This window comes from Vibrio sp. TRT 29B02 (genome assembly GCF_050113655.1).
Classification (GTDB): domain Bacteria; phylum Pseudomonadota; class Gammaproteobacteria; order Enterobacterales; family Vibrionaceae; genus Vibrio.
In genome coordinates this window covers 30,639-51,653 of sequence record NZ_JBNJOJ010000031.1, presented here as the reverse complement: position 1 = coordinate 51,653, position 21,015 = coordinate 30,639, and the positions used below count along the sequence as shown (strand labels likewise).

Below are 21,015 nucleotides of genomic sequence, written 5' to 3'. Positions count from 1 at the left end.
AGACTTACGCTTTCACAGCGCTAGAAGCATAGATGTTTGCTCCTAGCCTGAGGATGCAAGAGATGAAGAAGTGGATTAGTGTCTACTCATCCTTCTCTTCTGTCGTGTGATCAACATAAGGCCAATAGTGATGACCAACTCGAATCACTAAAGTGGCAGCTGCTAGAATAAATGCAGCAATAGAAAGCCAAACAACGAGAGTCGCATCAAGCTCCTTCATACCTAATGTGATGTAACGAGCTATTGCCATCATAGCAATGTATATAGGATAGCGTACAGGGATCTTACCGTTCATCACGAATTGTTTCACCATCGCCAGTACTTCTAGATAGATGAACATCAATAGAATGTCTGTCAGTAAAACACGTTTCTCAGTAAAGACATGAACAAACTCTTCCACCATAGCAAACAAGGTCGCTAACGTTATCGCAATCAAGAGGACAGCTTCTAAAACGTGAAAACTCTTGAGAAATGGTTTACTGAAAGATTTAGGTAGATTGGAAGGCATAACCTCTTTTCTCGATAAGACATTAATTCAATAAGTAGTCTATCACGCGAAGTACCAAAAGAGGTTAGATTCCGCTCATCCTTTAGTCGATTTTTGCCTTAGCTTTGGATAAGTCTTCTCTCTATCAAGCGAACAAAGAGAGTATCGATGGAGTGAACTTATCTAAATTTGGAAATACCGCTGTTAACTGGGAGTCTTGAACACCAAGCCACTGGGCCATAGTCGCGCCAATTTGATCAACAGACGTAGTTGGTATTAAACGCCCAGTTGAAAAATCATCCCGGCTGCCTGGAACTAATGATGGCCACACTCCTGTCGTATTCGATGTAAAAGGTGCGCCTCCAATAATAAAGTGATTGTTGCCCCAGCCATGATCAGTTCCCGTATGATTCGGGACAATACGGCGGCCAAAATCTGACATAGTGACACTGGTAACTTGTGTAGCTAGCCCCTTCGCATCCAATATATCGTAAAAGTTCTTCATCGCGCGGCTGAAGTTCTCCAGCAAAATATGGTGATCACTCACCTGATTCGCGTGGGTATCAAAGCCTCCAAGATTGACGTAATAGATCTGGCGGTTCTGACCTAAAACGACCCTGCTATCGATAAACTTAACCACCGCATCCAACTGCAAACTCAGTGAGTTTTCAGTATCTAACCGCAATGCCCCATAAGGATCCGGCGACTCTACCTCTAAAATAGCGTCGAGCTGCTCACTAGCGTAAACACTATCACGCATCAAACCACGCATATACTCTCTAAAATATTCAGGACGTGGATTATCTAAAGTGTTTTTAAACTGCTCTAATGTTCTGGGGTGCATTGTCATACCTTTAGCGCCGGAGGGAGATAAACTATTCGATTTGATGCCACCACGAAACAATCGAGAGTTACCCGAGAAACTGTATAGTGGCGAATGATTACTGGTTAATAGTAGCTGCTGCATTAAGCGCGCCCCCCAACCACTCGGCAGTGCCCGATCAGCAGCATTCCCTCTTAACCACTCTTGAGATTGGGAGTTGTGCGAGAACAACATGCTCGGTTCGCTACCATTGTCCCCTCGCTCCATTGGTTGCTTGAGCACTCCACAATTAATCACAGCGTTAACATAGCCTCGATTAGATAACTCTTGTATCCCAGTCATTGCGGGATGAAGACCCAACTGAACTTCCATACCATCATTATCAAAACAAGTTAGATTGGTTGGCAGTAAGTCATTTTTTTCGATTTTGATCGACTCTCTTATCGATGCGTACTCAGAATAATGAGCATCGTCCATCGGAATAATTGTATTAAAGCCATCATTACCACCACTGAGGAAAACACACACTAATGCTCGATAGTCATTTAAGTTCACCGATGGTGTAGCCCAACCAAACTGAGACACCATAGTTGTTGCGCCTAGGCCCTTGATAAAGGTTCTTCTTGATAGCGACATAACATTAATCCTGTATAAAAAACTCTTCGGAACTCACAACCAGCTCTGCCAACCTTTCTGCGTAAAAGTCATAACTAGACGCATTGACACCATCCTGAATAGTTGTTCGAAGTTCAGCCTCAAGGACAGGTTCAATACTGTTACCAAAATAGAGATCGCCAATGGCTTTAATTAACTTATCCGGGTCATCGAAATGCTGAGTAAAGTAGCTAAGATCAGGCTGACCAGTCTTGTTTTTGCCCCTGATATATTTGCGCATATAGTTATAGGTAGTGCTATATGTTGACCAAGTAAGAAGCTCAGCTTCTGGGGACAATTTACGCTCTGTGCCAATCTGATAGTCAGGAGAAAAGAAGTTAAACACTGATGGCGAACGCAATGGTCCTTGACCCGCGGGGTTGTAGGCATATTTACTACCACTAACAGCTGGATAGTCAGTCAATGAAGTCAAACTCACTGTGGGATCGTTCGATAAACTCAGGTTAGCGCGATACAGGTTGAGAATAGCAACGATAGGCTCTTTGAATTTAATCGGCTGCGCCACATCAGAAACACCTAGGGCTTCTTCATCTAATAAAGTGGCTTTGACAACCGCTTTGATGTCTCCACGTACTCCTTTGCCATTATCAATAAATGCCCCAGCGACCCTTTCAACATAGGCGGGAGAAGGATTCGATGTGACTAACCTCTGGATCATGTGCTTGGCAAAAAAAACAGGCGTGTTGGAATGCTCAAACAGTATATCCAGCATCTGACGCATATCTTCTAAGGCGGTTTGCTCAGCAGCAAACGAATGACCCAACACCTGCTTTCTACCTGTATCGTGGTGGGTGGGCTCTGCTACCATGGGAACGGTATGGTTTGCGCCCATTCGCCAACCTGTAAATACACGGGCAACATTTAGGATATCTTTTTGAGTGTAGGTTGGGATGGTGTTCCCCTCGCTATCTCTCTGTAGTGTGCCATCCGAGTTCAGCTCATATAGACCAATACTAAATAGCTGCATCACTTCACGAGCATAGTTTTCGTCAGGCATAGAGCCCTTCGCCTCATCCATCTTACGACTGTTAACCAGTGTAAGATAAAGCCCCATCGCAGGGTGCAGAGAAACCGTTTCGAGCAGATCTCGATAGTTACCAAATGCCCCCTCAACCAAGGCATCGTAATACGAGATTGCTGCAGCTGGTCGTTTTGCTAACACTCCAAACTGTGAGACCACAAACATCTCACTTAAAGCAAATGCGACTCGCTGACGTAATTGGTCTGGCGCATAAAGGCTTAACTTGAACCATGCGTCATTACGCTCTTCATGTTCCCAATTAGGGGTTAACGGTGAATGGAGCGTTGCTGGCAGTTCAAACTGCGCCTCTATCCAATCTAATGGCTGAAGTTGAGTGGCATTTTCTATATCTTCTTGAGTGGGGCCAAAGGTGGACTGTAAAAAAAACCGATGAGCTTGCTGGATATCAACGCCATTACTTGAGAAAGTGAGATTCGCTGATCGGGACTCGGACTTCCCATCACTCAAGGTAAAGGAAACCTTATGTGTCCCCGGAGATAGAAGAGTAATTCTGGCACTGCCATTGCCAGCGATGCTAATCGAAACATCATCCCCGGCTTCAAGCGATGCAAACTGCAAGTTATCCCCATCTGTATCACTCCCGACTGAATTTGGATCGATAGATACTGGTTGTCCGTATTTCAATTGTTGTTGATGGGTATAGTCTCTAGCGACAGGAGACTGGTTGACACCTCTCTGTTCTTGCTCCGATTGATCTAAGCAGCCTTGTAATAACAAAGCACTTAGGCATAGAAAGCAGTGAAGGCTCTTTTTCATATCACGTAACATCACTCTTAACACTTAATATCAATAACTAGTGAAATATGAGCGATAACAGAGAAGGTAGACCGAAAGGAGCGCGATAGCAACGACCTTGATGATTGGGCTTGATGTACTTTGTTGTTCACTCACATTGGTGATAAATATTCCCAGCCTAATTACTGATAAACAACTTAATTAAGTAGAGATATGAAGCGAAATCACTCCAAGTTCAGTAAATAAGATTAAGCCTACAGGAATATTCCGAACCATAAGCAATACAACCATGCATAGCTCATAAGAAATATCCCCGCAACAAGAAAATACGTAATATCAGCCGGACTAACCGCCAAGAGTGACAAAGGAAACCCAAAGGCCCAGATACTTGTTTCTGAGTGATAGATTGTGCTACTCTTCGCCTCCATTTTTCTGGCCTAAATTTAACCACATCGGTGTTTTAGTGGGTCAGTGCTATCTTTAATATGTCAGTCATTAGATACTGACGGTCATCAAACCAAATATGGAATCGTCCCTATGGGTAAAGGCACTCTCTATATCGTATCTGCACCAAGCGGTGCGGGAAAATCTAGTCTGATTTCGGCCATGCTAGAAACCAACCCAACCTACGCGATGAAAGTGTCGGTATCACATACAACTCGAGGTATGCGTCCAGGTGAGCAAGATGGTGTCCACTATCACTTTGTACAAAAAGAGCTCTTTGAAGAGCTGATTGAAAAAGGTGAGTTTCTAGAATATGCAGAAGTATTCGGGAACTACTACGGCACCTCTCGCGTTTGGATTGAAGACAACCTAAAAAAAGGCATCGATGTTTTTCTAGATATTGACTGGCAAGGTGCTCGTCAGATCCGTGAACAAATGCCATTGGCAAAAAGCCTATTTATCCTGCCACCATCAAACGGTGAACTAGAGCGTCGCCTTAACGCGCGTGGTCAAGACAGCGATGCTGTGATTGCCAAGCGTATGGCAGAAGCGAAGTCTGAAATTTCACATTATAGTGAGTACGACTACGTGATCGTTAATGACGATTTCGACAACGCACTAATGGATTTTAAGGCCATCATTCGCGCAGAAAGATTGAAGCAAGACAAGCAAGCTGATAAATATAAAGGCATGCTGGATGCTCTTTTAGCTGAATAAGTTGTAGTTTCGAGCTTCGAGTTTCGAGTTTCGAGTTTCGAAAAGATAATAGTTCTATTAACCAATAGGCGAGAGTTTCAACAAACCAGTGGCTCGTAACTAGTGACTAGCATCTAAGCCACTCTACCTGTATAATTTCTCGTCATTCAAAATTTAAGTTAACTAATTTGGAGTTCTCATGGCACGCGTAACTGTTCAAGACGCTGTTGAAAAAGTAGGCAACCGTTTCGACCTAGTTCTAATTGCGGCACGCCGCGCTCGTCAAATGCAAACTGGTGGCAAAGATTCACTAGTGCCAGAAGAGAATGATAAGCAAACGGTTATCGCTCTGCGCGAGATCGAAGAAGGTCTTATCACTAAAGAGATCCTTGATGCACGTGAGCGTCAAGAGCAGCAAGAGCAAGAAGCCGCTGAACTAGCCGCTGTTAGCAGCATCGCTCACAGCCGTTAATTAACGCTTCTCTATAACAACTATCTTCCGGGCCTAAAATTTGTATCTATTTGATAGCCTCAAAGACGTTGCCCAAGAATACCTAACAGAGCCTCAAATTGAGGCTCTGCGTCAATCTTATGTGGTAGCGAAAGACGCCCATGAAGGGCAAACCCGCTCTAGCGGTGAACCATATATCATCCACCCTGTTGCTGTTGCTCGTATTCTGGCTGAAATGCGCCTAGACATCGAGACGCTACAAGCCGCTCTGCTGCATGATGTCATTGAAGACACTGAAGTCACCAAAGAAGAGTTAGAGTCTCAATTTGGTACTACGGTTGCGGAGCTCGTGGATGGCGTTTCTAAGCTTGATAAGCTCAAGTTTCGCGATCGCAAGGAAGCTCAGGCTGAAAACTTCCGCAAGATGGTGCTTGCCATGGTGCAAGACATTCGCGTTATTCTCATCAAACTCGCTGACCGCACACACAATATGCGCACTTTGGGCGCACTTCGCCCAGACAAAAAGCGCCGCATCGCTCGTGAAACTCTAGAAATCTACTCACCTCTGGCACACCGCCTTGGTATCCACAACATCAAAACTGAACTCGAAGAACTTGGTTTTGAAGCCCTCTACCCTAATCGCTATCGCGTACTAAAAGAGGTAGTAAAATCGGCTCGTGGTAACCGTAAAGAGATGATTCAGCGCATCTACGATGAGATTGAAGGTCGCCTCGAAGAGGTAGGTCTGAACGCGCGTGTATTTGGTCGAGAGAAAAACCTCTTCTCCATCTACAACAAGATGAAGACCAAAGAGCAACGATTCCATACCATTATGGACATCTACGCTTTCCGCGTTGTCGTTGAAGATGCAGATACCTGCTACCGAGTGCTAGGTCAGGTACACAGTCTTTACAAGCCACGTCCAGGGCGTATGAAAGACTACATCGCGGTACCAAAAGCTAACGGCTACCAATCCATTCACACTTCAATGGTCGGCCCTCACGGCGTACCTGTTGAAGTACAAATCCGTACCGAAGATATGGACCAGATGGCGGACAAAGGTGTCGCAGCCCACTGGTCATACAAAGGTAACGGAGAGCGCACTGGCACTACTGCTCAAGTGAAAGCTCAACGTTGGATGCAAAGCCTACTGGAGCTACAACAAAGCGCCGGCAACTCATTTGAGTTCATTGAAAACGTCAAATCTGATCTGTTCCCTGATGAGATTTACGTCTTTACGCCGAAAGGCCGTATTGTCGAACTGCCAGTTGGCGCAACTGCGGTAGACTTCGCTTACGCGGTACACACTGATGTCGGTAATACCTGTGTTGGTGCACGTGTCGATCGCAATCCATACCCGCTTAGTAAATCGCTAAAAAACGGTCAGACTATCGAGATCATCAGTGCTCCGGGCGCTCGCCCTAACGCAGCTTGGCTCAACTATGTTGTTACCTCGCGTGCTCGCACTAAGATCCGTCAGGTTCTTAAAACCATGCGCCGTGAAGAGTCGATTACGCTTGGTCGTCGTTTACTAAACCACGCTCTTGGTGAACGCTCTCTATCGGATGTAAGCGAAGAGAACATCGCTCATGTTCTCGGTGACCTAAAAATCGCAACAATTGAAGATTTGCTTGCTGATATTGGTCTGGGTGAACTGATGAGTATCGTTATTGCCCGTCGACTGTTAGGCGATGCCGATGAACTTACTGAAGTTGATAATGGTAATAATGGCAACAAGAAAAAGCTACCAATCCGTGGAGCTGAAGGCATCTTGCTCACCTTTGCCAACTGTTGTCACCCTATCCCAGATGATCACATTATTGCTCACGTATCACCTGGTCGCGGCCTCGTGGTTCACCGTGAAATGTGTCCTAACGTACGTGGATATCAAAAAGAGCCTGACAAGTACATGGCTGTTGAGTGGTCGAAAGATTACGATAAAGAGTTCATTACGGAAGTGACGGTAGACGTACAAAATCGTCAAGGCGCATTGGCAGAGCTGACCAACGTTATCTCTAAGACCGGCTCAAACATTCATGGTCTGTCGACCGAAGAACGAGATGGTCGCTTGTATACAGTCACGGTATTGCTCACGACAAAAGATCGCGTCCATCTTGCAGGAATTATGCGTAAGATAAAAGCGATGCCGCAGACGCTTAAAGTTCGTCGACGTAAGAACTAAGACTCCGATTTGATTATCCACTGCCCTTGAAATCACCGTTTCAAGGGCTTTTGTTTTGTATAAGATTATGAATTTAGAACGCTACAACCGCATCCAACAAGTACTCAAAGCTCGTCAGTCTGACCTGACTCTATGCCTTGAAGAAGTCCATAAGCCCAATAACGTCTCAGCGATTATTCGAACCGCAGATGCGACGGGCATTCATAAGATACATGCTGTCTGGCCAAACAAAATGCGAACACTTAGCCATACTTCAGCAGGTGCACGTAACTGGGTAGATGTCGAAACCCATGATTCAATCGAGCAAGCAATCAGCGAGCTTAAATCTCAAGGAATGCAGGTTCTGGTGACCAATCTGTCCGAATCAGCGGTCGACTTCCGTGACATTGATTACACCAAGCCAACCGCTATCATTCTGGGCAGTGAGAAAGTAGGTGCTTCTGAGCAAGCTAAGAAAATGGCCGACCAAGACATCATCATCCCTATGGTTGGTATGGTTCAATCACTCAACGTATCTGTCGCTAGTGCCGTGATTCTCTATGAAGCACAACGCCAACGCCAAGCAGCGGGTATGTATGACAATGAAATCAGTTCCGTTCCTGAAGAAACCATCAACCGCCTGTTATTTGAGCGCGGCCACCCTGTGCTCGCGAAAGTAGCCAAACGAAAGAAATTGCCTTACCCGCCTCTTGATGACCAAGGGCAAATTGTCGCAGATGACGAGTGGTGGAAGGAAATGCAGAAGAAGTAGCGAGAAGCGAAGCGTTCTAGATTCTCTCAGGGCGCAGCCCGATCTTCGCCCTTCATTTTTTCCTGTACAAAAACACAGTCCAATGGTTAACTATTAATGCTGATAGCCTTACTAACCGATTGAATAACTTAGCGAGCTTAGTTATGTCCCAACTCTTATCTGCCATTCCCCTGACTTCACTGACTGGTGTCGGTGCCAAAGTCGCAGAAAAGCTTGCTAAAATAGGGCTCAACTCCGTCCAAGATCTGCTTTTTCATTTACCTTTGCGTTATGAAGATCGCACCCGGATCTATCCCATCGTTAAATTGCATGCAGGCCTATGGGCAGCAGTGCAAGGAACCGTGATGAGTGTTGATACACTGTTTGGGAAACGGAAAATGTTAACGGTCAAAATAAGTGATGGAAACGGCACAATCACCCTGCGCTTCTTTAATTTCACTGCGGCGATGAAGAACAACTTTAGCCAAGGCAAGATGGTTCACGCCTATGGAGAAATTAAGCGTGGAGGTTACGGTCTAGAGATTGTTCACCCAGACTACAAATTCTATGCACCCAATCAAACGGCTGAAGTTGAGCAGACTCTGACCCCTGTCTACCCGACTACAGATGGCCTTAGACAAATTACACTACGTAACCTAGCGGATCAGGCGTTAGAGCTACTCGATAAAAGCGCCGTTCAAGAGCTGCTTCCTAGCGGACTCTATGACCATCAAACAACGCTAGCTCAAGCACTTCACACCATTCATCGACCACCTCCAAGTATCGATCTGGAGCAATTTGACCAAGGTAAACACCCTGCACAAATTCGCCTCATTATGGAAGAGTTATTGGCACAGAATCTCTCTATGCTATCTGTGCGTAGTAAAGGACAGCAGGATGCGGCACTACCTTTACCTGCCAGCAATAAGTTCAAACAGCAATTACTTGATCAACTGCCTTTTTCACCCACCAATGCTCAAACACGTGTCGTACAAGAAATAGAACAGGACTTAGAAAAAGCACACCCAATGATGCGCTTGGTACAGGGAGATGTTGGGTCTGGTAAGACTTTAGTTGCTGCCCTTGCCGCACTACGCGCACTTGAGCACGGTTATCAGGTTGCGCTAATGGCACCAACGGAACTGCTCGCGGAGCAACACGCGCTCAATTTTGCCAACTGGTTGGAACCGATGGGCATAAAAGTCGGCTGGCTAGCTGGAAAACTAAAAGGCAAAGCCAAAGAAACTGAACTGGCTAAGATCGCCAGTGGAGAAGCACAAATGGTCGTGGGCACCCACGCTCTGTTTCAAGAACATGTGGCATTTGATCACTTAGCGCTTGTGATTATTGATGAGCAACACCGTTTTGGTGTTCACCAGAGGCTTGAACTGCGTGAAAAAGGCGCCAAGCAAGGTGCCTATCCACATCAGTTGATTATGACGGCTACACCTATTCCACGTACTTTAGCCATGACCGCTTATGCGGATCTAGAAACATCAGTTATCGATGAACTGCCTCCAGGTAGAACGCCGATTCAGACCGTAGCGATACCCGATACGAAACGCGATGACATCGTTAATCGTGTACGAAACGCCTGCCTCAATGAAGGCAAACAAGCATACTGGGTCTGTACCCTGATTGATGAATCTGAGGTCCTTGAAGCACAAGCGGCCGCGGACACCGCGGAAGAGCTACAACGAAAGCTACCTGACGTAAAAATTGGCTTGGTACATGGACGAATGAAACCGGCAGAAAAACAAGCTGTGATGCAGGATTTTAAAGACAATAAGCTCCATCTGTTAGTGGCAACCACAGTCATTGAAGTTGGTGTAGATGTGCCAAATTCAAGCTTGATGATTATCGAAAACCCAGAACGTCTAGGTTTGGCCCAACTTCACCAGTTGAGAGGCCGTGTTGGACGTGGTAGCGTCGCAAGCCACTGTGTTCTGCTCTATCACTCACCACTATCGAAAACCGCTCAAAAACGCTTAGGTGTGCTTAGAGAGAGCAACGATGGGTTTGTGATTGCACAAAAAGATCTGGAAATACGTGGTCCAGGCGAGTTACTCGGGACCAAACAGACAGGAATGGCGAATTTCAAAATTGCCGATTTGGTACGAGATCAACGCTTAATCCCCGAAGTTCAGCGTATCGCACGCCATATTCATGACAACTATCCCGACAATGCCGTCGCAATCATAGATCGCTGGTTAGGAGAGAGGGATGTGTATTCGAAGGCGTAAGTGAAGAGCTACGAGCTACGAGCTACGAGCTACGAGCTACGAGCTACGAGCTACGAGCTACGAGAAGTTATCGTAGAGAGCAATCATATCAAGCTCTCCTTCTCGAAGCTCGCGGCTAAAAGCTTGCAACTAGCCTTTAACTTGCAAAATCTCATCCCACGGTAGGCTCTCATCACCTAGCACGATAAAATTCGGGTTCTCTAATGTTTCTCGTTCGTTGTATGACAAGGGTTCAAGGAGCGTACTTAAAATTCTTCCCCCCGCTTCCTCAACAATACACTGAGTGGCCGCTGTATCCCATTCACCCGTCGGACCTAGACGCAAATAACAATCCACAGCCCCTTCAGCAACTAAACATGCTTTAAGCGCAGCTGAGCCAAGAGGAATCAAATCATAGTTCCAACTACTGCTCATTCGATTGGTAATACGGTTAATATCCTGACGGCGACTAATCGCGATCGCAATTGGACTTGCCTTCCCGTCATGCTGATGAGCCTTAATACGCACACTTTCGCTAAGATCCGGGATCTTCCACGCGCCTTTGCCTTGATAGGCGTAATAAGTGACACCAGAGACAGGGCCATAAACCACTCCCATTACGGGCTTATGGTTCTCCACCAGCGCAATAATGGTCGCAAAGTCTCCACTACGGGCAATAAACTCTTGTGTACCATCGAGTGGATCCACTAACCAATAGCAATTCCACTGTGAACGCTTCTCCAGGCTAATATCTGCCGCCTCTTCTGATAACACTGGGATATCAGGAGTCAGATCAGACAGTTTCTCTACAATTAGCTTATGTGCGGCGATATCTGCGCTGGTAACAGGCGTCTCGTCACTCTTGGTGTACTCTTCGTACTCTTTTTTCTCATAAATATCGAGAATCAATTGCCCTGCTGAACGAGCAATCTCTATCACTGCAGGTAAATGATGCGAATAGTCTTCAGTTATTGGCATAAAAAATCCTTAGCGCTCTACGTATCTGCTTCCCTGTTGTCTAAATTGAGGGGGCGTTGATTATGGTTTTAGTCTTTGTAGAGCCAGCAACAACGCAGTAATACTCCGCGCTTCACTAAAATCGAGGTGCGTTAGCAACTCTTCAGCTTGTGCTAAAGGCCAACGAACCACTTCTAACGGTTCAGGTTCATCACCTTCCAATTGCTCTGAGTATAGATCCTCTGCAATGAATAGGGTCATTTTGCTGGAGAAATAGGATGGGGCAAGCACCACCTCTTTTAAAGGAGTAAGTTTGTGAGCACCAAAACCTATTTCTTCTTTCAATTCACGCACAGCCGCTTGTTGCGGTGATTCGCCAGCATCAATCAGTCCTTTCGGAAAGCCAAGCTCATAACGCTCAGTTCCTGCGGCATACTCACGAACAAGTAAAATATCCCCTTGCGCCGTCACAGGTACCATCATCACAGCATTGCGACCACTAGGTTTCATTCGTTCATAAGTGCGCGTTTCACCATTACTAAAGCGGAGATCTAACGCTTCAATTGCGAATAATCGTGATTGCGCGACCGTATTCTTGGCCAGAATTTCTGGTGGAGTCCTTTTAGCCACAAGCTTGCTCCTATGCAAAAATTGAAGTTCTTAATATATGAGAAATTAGTCCGCTTTGAAAACAAAAAAAGGGTCAGCTCAACGGCCAACCCTATGTATTTCATTCGGTTTAAATAACGTGATTAGTAGTAAGAATGCTCACCACGATCGTGTTCCGTTGCATCACGTACGGCAGACAATTCACCTTCAAACTGTTGTAGCAGTTCTTTCTCGATGCCTTCTTTAAGTGTTACGTCAACCATTGAACAACCATTACACCCACCGCCAAACGCAACAATTGCAATGCCATCTTCGGTGATCTCAACAAGATTTACGTGACCGCCGTGGCCAGCAAGCTGTGGGTTCACTTGTGTCTGAATGACATACTCGACACGCTCAACGAGCGGTGCATCATCAGAGACTTTGCGCATTTTAGCATTAGGCGCTTTAAGAGTAAGTTGTGAGCCCATTTTGTCGGTGACAAAATCGATCTCTGCATCTTCTAGAAATGGAAGACTTAACTCATCGACATAAGCAGAGAAAGCGTCAAAAGCTAGCTCAGTATCCGTAGCTTCAACGGCTTCAGGTGGGCAGTAAGAAACACCACACTCTGCATTCTGGGTTCCAGGGTTAACAACGAATACACGAATATTAGTGCCGTCAGGTTGCTGTTCCAATAGGTTAGCAAAGTGTTTTTGGGCAGTTTCAGTAATAGTAATTGTATTTGACACGACGAATACCTGAGTAATTTTGTAGGCTATTAGTTGACCATTCTACTCCTGAAAGCTGAGAGATCTAGCGTTTTAGTTAAATTCAGCTAACTTGCGGGTTCAGGAGTCCGACAGATGCAGTAAATATCAACGGTTTTGACTCCGGCTTCAAGCAGTAGTTTGCATAAATGATACACCGTACTACCTGTGGTGAGAACATCATCAACAATTGCCACATGTTGCGTGAGGGCTTGCTGACCTTGCAAAGCAAACGCATTGAGTAAGTTCTCTTTTCGTTCAACTCTACTTAATCCTGCTTGCGGTGGTGTTGCTCTTAATCGCCTAAAAAGAGGTTGATAAGATACGTTGAGTTTGCGGGCTATCGCCTGCGCCAGCAAATCACTTTGGTTGTAGCCGCGCACCCAATAACGTCGCCAGTGCATCGGCACACTGGTCACTAGTTGTGCTGGTTGTTCAATTCTTGCCGCCAGCATAGAAGACAATTGACCACTCAACCAAAATTGCCCTCGGTACTTATAGCGATAAACGTAATTGGATAGGGGAAACTGGTAATCTCCGACGCAATAGACTCGTTGCCAAATGGGTGGACGCTTGAGGCACTCACCACAAGCGAACGCCTCGGTAACCATAGGCAAACCACAACGCAGACAACGTGGTAAAGGCTCAAAATATTGGCTGCAATGTCGACAGACACCTTGAATCTCTGTCGTCGAGTCCACTTCCAGCGAGCATATACCACAATACACAGGTAACAGGTCCGCGATGTATTTTCCTACCCTTTGCGCTAACATACCTCAACTCCAAACAACGATGACATTCTAATTGTGGCGATAGAGTAAGGATTTTAGGGATGGAAAAAGTGGCAGAGACTGAGAGCAAGACCGAAGCTTTATATTGGCACAGTTGTGGCGAAGGAGCGGATATCGTCCTCATTCATGGCTGGGGAATGAATGGCGCAGTTTGGCAACAAACCGTGACTGAACTCAGCAAGCATTATCGCGTGCACGTTGTTGACCTACCAGGGTTTGGCCATAGCCATCAATCCAGCTTCATCAACATGGACGATCTTGCCCAGCAAGTGCTTGCTAGCGCGCCACAACAAGCGACTTGGATCGGCTGGTCACTAGGTGGCCTCCTGGCAACACATATTGCGCTAAACCACCCCCTACGAGTCACCAAACTGATCACTGTCGCAAGCTCACCGAAATTTGCCGCTGAGCGTCCTTGGCGAGGTATTCAACCAAACGTTCTGAGCGCCTTTACTGAACAACTGGTCGAGGATTTTCAACTTACTATTGAGCGATTTATGGCATTGCAGGCAATGGGCAGTCCATCTGCAAGACAAGACGTAAAGCAGCTTAAAAAAGCCGTGTTATCGCGCCCTACTCCCAACCCAGATGCGCTGCTGGCTGGGCTCAAACTCCTAGCGGACATTGACTACCGAGCGGAACTAGAACGACTGACAATTCCCGTTCTTCGCCTATATGGGCGGCTAGATGGATTAGTTCCAATCAAAGTCGCCAGTGACGTGGAACGCTTAATGCCCCACAGCGACCAATATGTCTTTTCTGACTCCTCTCACGCCCCTTTTATGACCGAGTTGGGTAACTTCTGCCAGCAAGTGCTGCTTTTTGTTTCTCAAGACACCCAAAAATAGGGTTTGTGCAACAAATTGTAAACGTCGCTAAACATCTGACTAAATTGGTCGATAAATAGACTAACCGAACGGAGTAACAACTCTCTAGGTTGGGCGTGAGGAGATAAAATATGCTCGTATCACCTACGAACGTAAGTGTTCCACTCATCGCCCCATCGGTTAATGTGCAAACGGAACAAGCGGCACGCGACAACAAAGTTCGCGAACCTGTTGCTCCTACGATTGCATTGACCAAGAGCAACGCAGAACGAAAGGTAACAGCGGACGATAAACGGCGAAAGCAATCATCATGGGATCCTTCAGAGCACCCAAGCTATGAGACGGAACAAAGTGGTGAAGCAATTTCGCTTTATCAGGAAGAGCCCAAGGACACACTCGAAAGGCTATTTCAGTTGCTGGCGCTAGACAGTTACAGCGAACATCAAGGTAAAGGCTACGCCATGCGTTTTCGCTTGCCGAAACGCATAATCGATGCGGCGATAACAGAAGGGAAAATGGCCAAACGTAGAACCGTAATTAAATTCCATTACGGCGATGCGGTTGCTCCCAATACACCTTCTGATGTAATTGCGGTGTTGTAGTACTCAATCGAGGTTTACTTCGATTAAGTAATGCCGAAAAAATCCCCGCCAGTATCTCTACTGCGGGGATTTGCTTTTTCTCTTACTTGCGGTGACTCAATTAGCGTTTGGCTTTGGCAAAGGCTGCGGCAAACGCGCCACCCATCGCATTGTTCTGTGACTCATCACGGCGACTTTGGCTACCCTGTGTCTGGCGCTGCTGCCCACGCGGCGACGCAGAACGCTGAGCTCGATTGTCTTGTCCCGGCTCATCATTGAGACGCATAGAAAGCGCGATTCGTTTGCGTTGTACATCGACTTCCATGACCTTCACTTTAACAATATCACCGGCCTTGACCACTTCACGCGGGTCAGAGACAAAACGGTCAGTTAAAGCAGAAATATGAACCAAACCATCTTGATGAACACCGATATCGACAAAGGCACCAAAGTTAGCCACGTTGGAAACCACGCCTTCCAAAACCATTCCAATCTCTAAGTCGGATACCTCATTAACGCCATCAGCAAAGGTCGCCGTCTTAAACTCTGGACGAGGGTCACGACCTGGCTTATCAAGCTCTTTAATGATGTCAGTAACCGTTGGCACACCAAAGTTTTCATCGGTGTAATCCACCGCATGCAGACCACGTAGGAACTGAGTGTCACCAATCAGAGCTTTGATATCTTTTTGGTTTTTCTCTGCAATGGCTTTAACGACTGGATACGCTTCTGGGTGAACCGAAGAGGCATCAAGCGGGTTCTTACCATCCATAATACGCAAGAAACCAGCACACTGTTCAAAGGCTTTAGGCCCTAAACGTGCCACTTTTTTAAGGGTCGAGCGCGCTTCAAAACGGCCATTCGCATCACGATAATCAACGATGTTTTGTGCAATAGTGCTTGATAGACCTGCGACTCGTGTAAGAAGTGCTGGCGATGCCGTATTGACATCAACACCCACCGCGTTCACACAGTCTTCAACTACCGCATCAAGTCGTTTAGCCAGCATCGACTGACTCACATCATGCTGATACTGACCAACACCTATAGATTTAGGATCGATTTTCACTAACTCAGCAAGCGGGTCTTGCAGACGACGGGCGATAGACACCGCGCCCCGCAATGAAACATCAAGATTAGGGAATTCATTCGCCGCCAACTCAGATGCAGAGTAAACCGAAGCGCCCGCTTCGCTGACCATGACCTTCTGGACTTTAAGATTGCCACGCTTAATAAGATCAGCCACGAAACTGTCCGTTTCACGTGAAGCAGTACCATTGCCAATCGCAATCAAGTCAACATTGTATTTACGTACCAAAGCATCAACAATTTGCGCCGATTTATCGTACTGTTTTTGCGGAGGATGAGGATAAATCGTTTCTGTCGCCAAGACTTTACCAGTCGAGTCTACAACCGCAATTTTGGAGCCAGTACGTAAGCCAGGGTCAAGGCCCAATGTCGCACGAGGACCAGCCGGAGCCGCCATTAACAAGTCTTTGAGATTAGTAGCAAACACTTCGATGGCTTCAATCTCTGCGCGCTCTTTCATCGCGCCCATCAACTCGGTTTCCATATGCATAGACACCTTGATGCGCCATGCCCAACTGATCACCTGTTTGCGCCAAGCATCAGCTGGAGCGCTACTTAATGAAATACCATAGTGGTCACTAATAATCGTCTCACAATACGATTGACGGACACCTTCATCTTGCGCCGGATCTGCGTTCATCGCCAAGGTTAAGAAGCCTTCGTTGCGGCCGCGCAACATCGCCAATGCACGATGCGAAGGGACTTTGTTTAGGGCTTCATTGTGCTCAAAGTAGTCTTTAAACTTCTCACCTTCTTGCTCTTTTCCTGCGACAACACGAGATACCAACTCAGCATTGCGGTTAAGGTGGTGACGAATTTTTTCTAGCAAGTTCGCATCTTCTGCAATGCGTTCCATCACGATCGCACGAGCACCATCCAACGCAGCTTTAGTATCTTCAATGCCGTTCTCGGCAGAGATGTAACCCGCCGCCTCAACTTCGGGATCGGTTTGCGGCTCATTCCACAGTTTATCGGCTAGCGGCTCAAGTCCCGCTTCAATCGCAATCTGTCCCTTAGTGCGACGTTTTGGTTTGTACGGCAGGTAAAGATCTTCTAGGCGAGTTTTACTATCTGCCTGATGTATTTCAGCTTCTAGCTCAGGCGTCATTTTTCCCTGTTCCTGAATCGACTTCAGGATAGTTTGGCGACGTTCGTCTAGCTCACGCAAATAGGATAAGCGACTATCTAGGTTTCGCAGCTGAGTATCATCTAAACCACCCGTCACCTCTTTACGATAACGCGCGATAAACGGAACGGTATTACCATCATCAATCAGGTTAACAGCCGCAGTGACTTGCTCAGGGCGAACATTGAGTTCCTGAGCAATCAAATTACAGATAGCTTGGCTCATCCGTTGAATCTCTTTTCTAAGTTAAACGTCTAATATATTGGGGTAACAAAGGTAAAAACCAACACTTTTTGCTACCGCTAGCAAGGTTACGCAATAGTTAGAACGATAGGTTGGCAATTGTGTGAAAGTTATGTCAGAACTATTGCTATCATTCGAACTAAAATTTGAAAATTGGAACTAACTTCGTTCAAGTCTTTGAACGAACAATGAATATATGGAACCACTATGAAAAAAATCTTGCTGGCCTTTTCTGTATTATCCGTTTTCTTTTCGTCACTCTCTATCGCGGATAATAGCTCTCTCAATTCTGCGCTGAGTGCAACCACACAGCATCCTCTTTACACTCTTGAGGATAAATTGGTGCTGGGTCGAGTAGAAAGTGTCTACCTTAGTGATGTAGAGCCGCTAAAAACGATAGCCTTTGCGGGCAAGATTGATACCGGTGCGGATACCACCTCAATGCATGCCACCAATATTCATGTGTCCAGTCGCCATCCAGAATTTAGTCAATTGCGCGATCAAGAGTTAATGAAAGCACTCATTGCTCATCCAGCAATTGATAACGTTCACTATGATAAGTGGCATGCAGGGCTGTTTGCCCCTTATCAAGTCAGCGTGTCTTTCACCATCACTCACCCATACACTGGTGAGGCTATAGAAATTACTAGACCGATTACTCGTGTCAGCGTGATTCGAAACCGAACTCAGAAGCAGCCAATCTTGCGACCAACGGTCACCCTACCTCTAACCATCGCAGATAAAACGGTAATGACAGAGGTAAACTTAACCGACCGAAGCCAATTTTCCTCTCCGATTCTGATTGGCAAAACCTTCCTTAGCAACAACGCATGGGTTCTTGCTGGATATGACTATCTACAACAGCAAAAACAGGCCCAGCTTCTCGGTCGGGCAGAAACGGTCACCATCGCAGGTATCCAACAAAAGATTAGCTACTCACTTCATAGTAACTACAGCGTTTTGCATGCCAAAGACGTCAACGTAGACTCGAAGACTCAACGGGTGACTTTCACAATTGAAAACCGCCAAGGCGAGAAAAAAGCGCTGACGCTACCTGTCATTAGGCAACTCAGTGTCGGTGGCAAACCGCGTCCAATGGTGTTTGTACCAATAGATACTCCCAATCAACCGACTCAATACTGGCTGGTCTATTTGAGTGACCGAAGTCAATATGGATCTCAACTGCGATTAGGCAAAGAGACGTTGAATCGACACTTTATGGTTGATACCAAACAAAAGTCCTTACTGTCTGGCAGCCCTAAGTTCTTCAACCCTCGCTCTAAAGCAATGCAAGTTTCAGGCAGCGAATCTATCGATTTAGATGACGTTATCTTAGAAGCTCAACCATCTTTGACGGTCAAAACACCGCTACTCAAAGTCAGCAGTTTCGAGATGTTCGATAAGAATGGCAAAGACTGGGTGACCTACTATCTGACCAACCATGAAGGGGAAGCCAAGCAGTTTTCAAAGCCTATCAACAAAAAACTCAAGGTCGGCGACTCTATTCGCCCAGTGGTATTCGGTACCTTCATGCTCTACGGAGAGCCGGTGGAACTTCCTTATGCGATAGACGTGTTAGATGAAAATGAGTCAGAAGATTACTTTGTCATCGGCCAGAAAATGTCAAAAGATGGTGTCCTCATCAATACGCGCAGTGAACACCTACTTGATGTTTATCCACTGTTTAAAGCCGGGCATATTGAGGAGGCTTTAGTCGAAGGTATGAGTATCCCTGTGAAGTTAGACACTGGAGCCGACGTCAGCTCCATCAATGCGCAAAACATCAAGTTGTTTAAACGCAATGGTCAGCAAATGGTGAGCTTTACCTATGAAAACGATCAGGGTGTCAAACAGGATTTCACTCGTAAAGTGGTCGATAACATGACGATTACAGCCAAAAAGGGCGAAGAGGCGACAACACGGCCTGTTGTCGAAATGCATGTATCGCTTGGCCATCTTGAGAAAAACATTCGCGTCAATTTACAGGATCGGAGTCGTTTCCATTACAGCATGATTTTGGGTAAGAACTTCCTCAAGTATGGGGCCGTAGTTGCCAGCGAAAGCAACTATCTCGTTAGTGAGCCTGCTCAATAGAAACCGAAATACAAAGTCCCGCTATATAGGCGGGACTTATACTGTGGGTGAAACCTTCCTTAATCAGCTGAATAGCGAATGCGATTCACAAACCACTCTTTGTCACCATCGGGCGTTCTCACACAGAATTCATCATCAACTTCTTTTTTAAGCAACGCACGAGCCATCGGAGAGTCAATCGAAATATACCCTTTGGCGTCCCCATAAATTTCATCAGGCCCCACGATACGGAATGACTTGACCTCACCAGCTTCATTTTCGATTTCAACCCACGCTCCAAAGAAGACTTTGCCTTCCTGCTGGGGCGAATAGTCAACCACCTTAACCTGTTCGAGTCGCTTTCTCAGATAACGAACGCGACGATCAATCTCTCGCAGGCGCTTCTTATTGTACTGGTAGTCTGCGTTCTCACTGCGGTCACCAAGACTCGCAGCCCAAGTCACTTTTTTAGTGACCTCAGGGCGCTCTTCCCTCCACAAAAAATCAAGCTCGCGCTTGAGTCGGTCGTAGCCTTCTCGGGTTATTAGGTTTGTTTTCATATTTTTGACGTTATTAGATTGAAGTTACGATATACATTAGCTAAAAAGGAAATAAACGTTAACAATTCTTTGCTCCACTAGAGCGTGAACAGTGTTACATTTTAAGCTGCGCAATGGGTAAGTCTTCCTCTACCCTGTTTTAGTGCGTGCTTATCAAATAGGTGGAACCATTACATGCAAGAAAATCACAAGATCTTAGTTGTTGATGATGATGCACGTCTTCGTGCACTACTAGAGCGTTACTTGTCTGAGCAAGGATTCCAAGTTCGTAGTGTTGCCAATAGCGAGCAAATGGACCGCCTGCTAACTCGTGAAAACTTCCACTTGATGGTTCTCGACTTAATGCTGCCAGGTGAAGATGGCTTATCCATCTGCCGTCGCCTGCGTAATGCGAATAATACGCTACCCATTCTAATGCTGACAGCGAAAGGTGATGAGATCGATCGTATTGTCGGCCTTGAAGTCGGTGCAGATGACTATCTACCAAAACCTTTTAACCCACGAGAACTACTCGCGCGTATCAAGGCGGTTCTTCGTCGACAAACCATTGAGTTACCGGGCGCACCAAGCAGCGAAGAGTCGATCGTTGAGTTTGGTGAATTTCGTCTCAACTTAGGAACTCGTGAAATGTTCCGTGGCGAAGAATCGATGCCCCTAACATCAGGTGAATTCGCTGTACTGAAAGCACTTGTGACAAACGCACGTGAACCAATGTCTCGCGATAAATTGATGAACATGGCTAGAGGTCGTGAATACTCAGCAATGGAACGTTCGATAGACGTACAGATCTCACGTTTGCGCCGTATGCTCGAGGTCGACCCAAGTAAACCTCGTTACATCCAAACCGTTTGGGGATTGGGCTACGTCTTTGTCCCTGATGGTAAAGAAGCCTAACAGTTTCCAGATTTACTAGAGTGCGAGAC

General features: G+C 46.2%; 18 protein-coding genes. 9 read left to right on the top strand and 9 right to left on the bottom strand.

From position 1 onward, the window contains the following. Positions 1 to 82 precede the first annotated feature (82 nt). From ACQEXT_RS17250 to ACQEXT_RS17240, 3 genes are all read right to left on the bottom strand, one after another. Positions 83 to 508: a phosphate-starvation-inducible PsiE family protein gene (locus ACQEXT_RS17250; RefSeq protein ID WP_331427694.1), complete on the bottom strand. Its 426-nt coding sequence runs from the start codon at positions 506 to 508 to the stop codon at positions 83 to 85. Between the two features lie 124 nt (positions 509 to 632). Continuing rightward, positions 633 to 1,946: a DUF1501 domain-containing protein gene (locus tag ACQEXT_RS17245; RefSeq protein WP_426953037.1), complete on the bottom strand. Its 1,314-nt coding sequence runs from the start codon at positions 1,944 to 1,946 to the stop codon at positions 633 to 635. Between the two features lie 4 nt (positions 1,947 to 1,950). Next, entirely contained in the window at positions 1,951 to 3,783 is a 1,833-nt protein-coding gene (locus ACQEXT_RS17240; RefSeq protein WP_426953036.1) for a DUF1800 family protein, read from the bottom strand. Positions 3,784 to 4,299: 516 nt separating this feature from the next. On the opposite strand from ACQEXT_RS17240, the gene gmk reads away from it, so the two are divergent. From gmk to recG, 5 genes are all read left to right on the top strand, one after another. Beyond that, positions 4,300 to 4,923: a guanylate kinase gene (gmk, locus tag ACQEXT_RS17235; protein ID WP_138972929.1), complete on the top strand. Its 624-nt coding sequence runs from the start codon at positions 4,300 to 4,302 to the stop codon at positions 4,921 to 4,923. Between the two features lie 178 nt (positions 4,924 to 5,101). Continuing rightward, entirely contained in the window at positions 5,102 to 5,374 is a 273-nt protein-coding gene (gene rpoZ, locus ACQEXT_RS17230) for a DNA-directed RNA polymerase subunit omega (protein ID WP_004410883.1), read from the top strand. A 40-nt stretch (positions 5,375 to 5,414) separates the two neighbouring features. Next, a complete protein-coding gene (spoT, locus tag ACQEXT_RS17225) occupies positions 5,415 to 7,535 on the top strand; it encodes a bifunctional GTP diphosphokinase/guanosine-3',5'-bis pyrophosphate 3'-pyrophosphohydrolase (protein ID WP_426953035.1) in 2,121 nt (706 codons plus the stop codon). 67 nt (positions 7,536 to 7,602) lie between these two features. Further along, positions 7,603 to 8,286, top strand: coding sequence for a tRNA (guanosine(18)-2'-O)-methyltransferase TrmH (gene trmH / locus ACQEXT_RS17220; protein ID WP_138972927.1), 684 nt, complete (start codon positions 7,603 to 7,605; stop codon positions 8,284 to 8,286). A 143-nt stretch (positions 8,287 to 8,429) separates the two neighbouring features. Then, positions 8,430 to 10,508 (top strand): ATP-dependent DNA helicase RecG, encoded by a 2,079-nt coding sequence (gene recG, locus ACQEXT_RS17215; RefSeq protein ID WP_426953034.1) that lies wholly within the window; start codon positions 8,430 to 8,432, stop codon positions 10,506 to 10,508. Positions 10,509 to 10,637: 129 nt separating this feature from the next. Here the strand turns inward: recG and cysQ are convergent, their stop codons facing one another. The 4 genes from cysQ to ACQEXT_RS17195 all read right to left on the bottom strand — a co-directional run bounded on the left by cysQ (position 10,638) and on the right by ACQEXT_RS17195 (position 13,575). Continuing rightward, the gene (cysQ, locus tag ACQEXT_RS17210) at positions 10,638 to 11,465 is read right to left on the bottom strand and encodes a 3'(2'),5'-bisphosphate nucleotidase CysQ (protein WP_426953033.1); all 828 of its coding nucleotides are present in this window, start codon (positions 11,463 to 11,465) and stop codon (positions 10,638 to 10,640) included. Between the two features lie 60 nt (positions 11,466 to 11,525). Beyond that, positions 11,526 to 12,074 (bottom strand): ADP compounds hydrolase NudE, encoded by a 549-nt coding sequence (gene nudE, locus ACQEXT_RS17205; RefSeq protein WP_138972924.1) that lies wholly within the window; start codon positions 12,072 to 12,074, stop codon positions 11,526 to 11,528. 122 nt (positions 12,075 to 12,196) lie between these two features. Continuing rightward, positions 12,197 to 12,784, bottom strand: coding sequence for a Fe-S biogenesis protein NfuA (nfuA, locus tag ACQEXT_RS17200; RefSeq protein ID WP_138972923.1), 588 nt, complete (start codon positions 12,782 to 12,784; stop codon positions 12,197 to 12,199). An 86-nt stretch (positions 12,785 to 12,870) separates the two neighbouring features. Next, positions 12,871 to 13,575, bottom strand: a complete 705-nt coding sequence (locus ACQEXT_RS17195) for a ComF family protein (protein WP_426953032.1) — start codon at positions 13,573 to 13,575, stop codon at positions 12,871 to 12,873. A gap of 59 nt (positions 13,576 to 13,634) precedes the next feature. Here ACQEXT_RS17195 and bioH point away from each other — a divergent pair, with 59 nt between their 5' ends. Next, positions 13,635 to 14,441, top strand: a complete 807-nt coding sequence (gene bioH / locus ACQEXT_RS17190; protein ID WP_426953031.1) for a pimeloyl-ACP methyl ester esterase BioH — start codon at positions 13,635 to 13,637, stop codon at positions 14,439 to 14,441. 110 nt (positions 14,442 to 14,551) lie between these two features. After that, positions 14,552 to 15,022 (top strand): ATP-dependent Lon protease, encoded by a 471-nt coding sequence (locus ACQEXT_RS17185; RefSeq protein ID WP_269376986.1) that lies wholly within the window; start codon positions 14,552 to 14,554, stop codon positions 15,020 to 15,022. A 100-nt stretch (positions 15,023 to 15,122) separates the two neighbouring features. On the opposite strand, the gene ACQEXT_RS17180 is transcribed toward ACQEXT_RS17185, so the two are convergent. Beyond that, the gene (locus ACQEXT_RS17180; RefSeq protein WP_426953030.1) at positions 15,123 to 17,441 is read right to left on the bottom strand and encodes a Tex family protein; all 2,319 of its coding nucleotides are present in this window, start codon (positions 17,439 to 17,441) and stop codon (positions 15,123 to 15,125) included. 225 nt (positions 17,442 to 17,666) lie between these two features. Between ACQEXT_RS17180 and ACQEXT_RS17175 the strand changes: the two genes are divergently transcribed. After that, positions 17,667 to 19,553: an ATP-dependent zinc protease family protein gene (locus tag ACQEXT_RS17175; protein WP_426953029.1), complete on the top strand. Its 1,887-nt coding sequence runs from the start codon at positions 17,667 to 17,669 to the stop codon at positions 19,551 to 19,553. Between the two features lie 59 nt (positions 19,554 to 19,612). Here the strand turns inward: ACQEXT_RS17175 and greB are convergent, their stop codons facing one another. After that, positions 19,613 to 20,092, bottom strand: coding sequence for a transcription elongation factor GreB (greB, locus tag ACQEXT_RS17170; protein ID WP_426953028.1), 480 nt, complete (start codon positions 20,090 to 20,092; stop codon positions 19,613 to 19,615). Positions 20,093 to 20,266: 174 nt separating this feature from the next. Between greB and ompR the strand changes: the two genes are divergently transcribed. Beyond that, positions 20,267 to 20,986, top strand: coding sequence for a two-component system response regulator OmpR (gene ompR, locus ACQEXT_RS17165; RefSeq protein WP_138972917.1), 720 nt, complete (start codon positions 20,267 to 20,269; stop codon positions 20,984 to 20,986). The last annotated feature ends 29 nt before the right edge of the window (positions 20,987 to 21,015 follow it).

What these genes read in the sequence shown, in the direction of transcription:
- greB (WP_426953028.1), bottom strand. Translation starts at nt 20,092, where the DNA reads ATGAAAACAAACCTAATAACCCGAGAAGGCTACGACCGACTCAAGCGC.
- ACQEXT_RS17180 (WP_426953030.1), bottom strand. Translation starts at nt 17,441, where the DNA reads ATGAGCCAAGCTATCTGTAATTTGATTGCTCAGGAACTCAATGTTCGC.
- ACQEXT_RS17250 (WP_331427694.1), bottom strand. Translation starts at nt 508, where the DNA reads ATGCCTTCCAATCTACCTAAATCTTTCAGTAAACCATTTCTCAAGAGT.
- bioH (WP_426953031.1), top strand. Translation starts at nt 13,635, where the DNA reads ATGGAAAAAGTGGCAGAGACTGAGAGCAAGACCGAAGCTTTATATTGG.
- ACQEXT_RS17195 (WP_426953032.1), bottom strand. Translation starts at nt 13,575, where the DNA reads ATGTTAGCGCAAAGGGTAGGAAAATACATCGCGGACCTGTTACCTGTG.
- ACQEXT_RS17175 (WP_426953029.1), top strand. Translation starts at nt 17,667, where the DNA reads ATGAAAAAAATCTTGCTGGCCTTTTCTGTATTATCCGTTTTCTTTTCG.
- gmk (WP_138972929.1), top strand. Translation starts at nt 4,300, where the DNA reads ATGGGTAAAGGCACTCTCTATATCGTATCTGCACCAAGCGGTGCGGGA.
- rpoZ (WP_004410883.1), top strand. Translation starts at nt 5,102, where the DNA reads ATGGCACGCGTAACTGTTCAAGACGCTGTTGAAAAAGTAGGCAACCGT.
- trmH (WP_138972927.1), top strand. Translation starts at nt 7,603, where the DNA reads ATGAATTTAGAACGCTACAACCGCATCCAACAAGTACTCAAAGCTCGT.
- recG (WP_426953034.1), top strand. Translation starts at nt 8,430, where the DNA reads ATGTCCCAACTCTTATCTGCCATTCCCCTGACTTCACTGACTGGTGTC.
- ACQEXT_RS17240 (WP_426953036.1), bottom strand. Translation starts at nt 3,783, where the DNA reads ATGAAAAAGAGCCTTCACTGCTTTCTATGCCTAAGTGCTTTGTTATTA.
- cysQ (WP_426953033.1), bottom strand. Translation starts at nt 11,465, where the DNA reads ATGCCAATAACTGAAGACTATTCGCATCATTTACCTGCAGTGATAGAG.
- ompR (WP_138972917.1), top strand. Translation starts at nt 20,267, where the DNA reads ATGCAAGAAAATCACAAGATCTTAGTTGTTGATGATGATGCACGTCTT.
- ACQEXT_RS17185 (WP_269376986.1), top strand. Translation starts at nt 14,552, where the DNA reads ATGCTCGTATCACCTACGAACGTAAGTGTTCCACTCATCGCCCCATCG.
- ACQEXT_RS17245 (WP_426953037.1), bottom strand. Translation starts at nt 1,946, where the DNA reads ATGTCGCTATCAAGAAGAACCTTTATCAAGGGCCTAGGCGCAACAACT.